Origin of the sequence: Lutibacter sp. B1, assembly GCF_012524075.1 — a bacterium.
Taxonomy (GTDB): Bacteria; Bacteroidota; Bacteroidia; order Flavobacteriales; family Flavobacteriaceae; genus Lutibacter.
In genome coordinates, this window is sequence record NZ_JAAZUI010000053.1 from 1 (window position 1) to 3646 (window position 3646).

A 3646-nucleotide genomic window follows, 5' to 3' on the forward strand; every position below is an offset into this window, starting at 1 on the left:
GGAATGCTTTGCATTCCTGAATTTCTGTGTTTACCTTCGCTATTCTGAAAATAAGGTTAGTTTTTTCGTCATTACGAGGAGCAATAGCGACGAAGTAATCTGTTACTTTAATTAATGAGATTGCTTCATCTAAAGAATCACAATGACAATTCTTTAAAACTTTCCAACCACAAAACAACTTTTAAATAAAATTCCTATTCAATTCACTAAAAATTATACTTTTACAAAAATTAAAATCATAGTTTCATGAAAAACAATTACTTTTTCACAAGTTTGTACACTTTATTAGTATGTACTTCATTTTTAACTGCTCAAGAAAAAGATAAAACCCGTTGGACTCCTGAAGATATTATCAATACAGAATATATGCGCTCTGTTACTATATCTCCAAATGAAAAAATGGTTGTATGGACAAAAAAGAAGCCTGTAAAAGAAAAAGATAAATTTGTTAACGACATTTACCTTACACGCTTAGATATTTCTGAAAAAGATACTTTTAAAACCATTCAACTAACCAATGCTGATGAAAACGATTTTAGTCCAATCTTTTCTAAAAATAGTGAAGATATTTACTTTTTATCTTCTCGAGATAAAGGTAAAAAACTTTGGAAATTAAGTATTTATGGTGGTGAAGCAAAAGCAGTAAAAGAATTTGAAAATGGAATTTCAGATTTACAATGGTTAGATGAGAATACTTTATTATTTACTGCAAGTGAAGGTAAAACTTTAGTTGAAAAAACTGCTGAAGACAAAAAAGATAATGTTATTGTTGTGGAAGATTCTTTACATTGGAAACCTGAACGTGTTTTTTCTTACGATTTAAAATCAGAAAACATTAAGCGAATTACAAACAACAAAAAACCTATTAAGAGTTATACAATTTCTCCAAATGGAAAATGGCTTGTTTACAGTATGGAAAGAAGCTTAAGTTATCCTTCTGACGCTCAAAAAGATCCTTTTTATTTTTTACAAAATATAGAAACTGGTGCTGTAAAACAGATTATTACCGATAGAGATATGCCTTCATACGGATTTCAATTCAGTAATGATAATAAAGGCTTTTATTTTATTTCCGGAACAGCATCTGACCCTGAATGGAATGGTGCCGGACTTTATGAATTATATTATTACTCAATCGACATAAATTCTTATCAAAAAGTTGATTTACAATGGAATTTGGGTATTGGAAACGGTTTTGAAGTTGTTGGAAATGATGTAATTGTAACTTTAGCCAACAAAGCATATTACAAACTTGCTTACTATAAAAAAAATGGCAATAAATGGAAAAAATCAGATATCAATTTAGGTGAAAAAAATAATCATACAACACTTTTAAGTGTCTCAGAAAATGGCCATAAAATTGCTTACCAATACTCAACAGCTTCTAAATTACCAAAGTTTTATATTGCTGATATTTCAGCAAATAAATTCAGTAATGAAAAAGAATTGATTGAACTGAATAAAAATCTTGCCGAAAAACCAATTACTAAAAGCGAAGTTATGGTTTGGAAAGGATTTAATAATGAAGAAGTTAATGGTTTACTTTATTATCCTGAAAACTACCAAGAAGGTAAAAAATATCCTTTAATTTTATCTATTCACGGTGGCCCTGAAGGTGTAGATACCGATACTTGGAGTGAACGCTGGAGTACTTATCCTAATATTTTAGCGCAACGTGGTGCTTTTGTACTAAAACCAAATTATCACGGTTCTTCAAACCATGGTTTGGTATTTGTTGAAAGTATCAAGGGAAATTATTACGATTTGGAAATGGAAGATATAACCAAAGGTATCGAAGTTTTAATTGAAAAAGGAATGGTTGATAAAAATAAATTAGGAACCATGGGATGGTCTAACGGAGCAATTTTAACGACTATGCTTTCTTTACGCTATCCTGATATGTTCAAATTTGCGGCTCCGGGAGCCGGTGATGTAAACTGGACATCCGATTATGGTACTTGCAGATTTGGAGTAAGCTTCGATCAATCTTATTTTGGTGGTGCACCTTGGGATGATGTTAATGGCAAACCATATAACGAAACTTATATCCTTAAATCGCCTTTATTTGAAATCGAAAAAATTAAAACCCCTACCATTATTTTTCATGGAAGTGAAGACCGAGCCGTACCAAGAGATCAAGGTTGGGAGTATTATAGAGGTTTACAGCAAGTTGGAAAAACTCCTGTGCGTTTTTTATGGTTTCCTGATCAACCGCATGGTTTAAAAAAAATAACTCATCAGTTGCGTAAAATGAATGAAGAATTGGTTTGGATTGACACTTATTTATTTAACAAACCTTCTACTAAAAACGAAACATTTAAAGATGACAGTCCTTTAGCTGAATTATTAAAAATTGAAAAAGCGAAAACTGCCGAAAATGGTAATTACGGAATTTTATATCATGAAAATTTAATTCCTGAAACAGTATCTGTTAAAAAAGATTCAATTGAAATTGGTAAATTTGAAATTACAAATGTACAATTCCAAGCTTTTAAAAATGATTTTGATTTTGCTGAAGGAAAAGATAATTTTCCTGCCATAGTTACAAAAACTGACGCTATAAATTATACCAATTGGTTAAGTGAATTAACCGGCAATACTTACAGATTACCAAATATTAAAGAAGCGGAAGAACTTCAAAAAGAAGCTGTTAAAATAGGTTCAAAAGAAAATACACTCAACTACTGGGCAGGTTATGAAATAACTCTAGATGAGGTAGCACTTTTTAAAACCAAGTTAAATGAAGCTAAAACATCTTTAATTAAAAAAGTAGGCGAATTTAAAGCGGTTAAAATTGGAGATGCAGAAATTTATGATTTGGGTGGTAATGTTTCTGAATATTTTGAAAATGGTATTTATGGCTATAGTGCTTATGATTTTTGTGATGAAAATTCAAATAATACTGAAAGTAGCTATGTTGGGTTTAGGGTTATAAAAGAGTAAAATTTATAGTATTGAAACCTAAGATATTGCTTCGCATAAAGGTTCGCAATGACGTTCTGTCTCCGTCATGCTGAACCTGTCTGCCGACAGGCAGACTTGTTTAGCTACACTGAATCTTTGATGTCAGTATCTTTTAATTTGCTTGATGAGCTTCCGAAATAAATTCGGAATGACGGTTTTTTTTCGTCATGCTGAAAGGTTACTGAGCGGAGTCGAAGTATTATTTCAGCATCTCATTATTTTCTATTCATTTCTTTGCTTGTCCAAAGAAACGAATCAAAGAAAAGACCCCTTATTTTAGGAATTTCTTTCTGCTGAAAGAACCGCTTGTTAAACACAGCGGAATGCTTTGCATTCCTGAATTTCTGTGTTTACCTTCGCTATTCTGAAAATAAGGTTAGCTTTTTCGTCATTACAAGAAGCAGGTCATTGAGCGGAGTCGAAATGTAACGACGAAGTAATCTGTTTAAAAAGAATAAGATTGCTTCGTTTCTCCTTCGACAGACAGCTTGTTTAGTTACGCTGAATCTTTGATTTCAGTATCTTTTAATTTGCTTGATGAGATTCCGAAATAAGTTCGGAATGACGGTTTTTTTTCGTCATGCTGAAAGGTTACTGAGCGGAGTCGAAGTATTATTTCAGCATCTCATTATTTTCTATTCATTTCTTTGCTTGTCCAAAGAAACGAATCAAAGAAAAGACC

1 protein-coding gene is annotated in these 3646 nt (G+C 31.7%); it reads left to right on the top strand.

The genetic code is table 11. The features are described from left to right. The first annotated feature begins 246 nt into the window (after window positions 1–246). On the top strand, window positions 247–2943 hold the full coding sequence (locus tag HGB55_RS14515) for a prolyl oligopeptidase family serine peptidase (protein WP_168817728.1): 2697 nt from the start codon (window positions 247–249) through the stop codon (window positions 2941–2943). The last annotated feature ends 703 nt before the right edge of the window (window positions 2944–3646 follow it).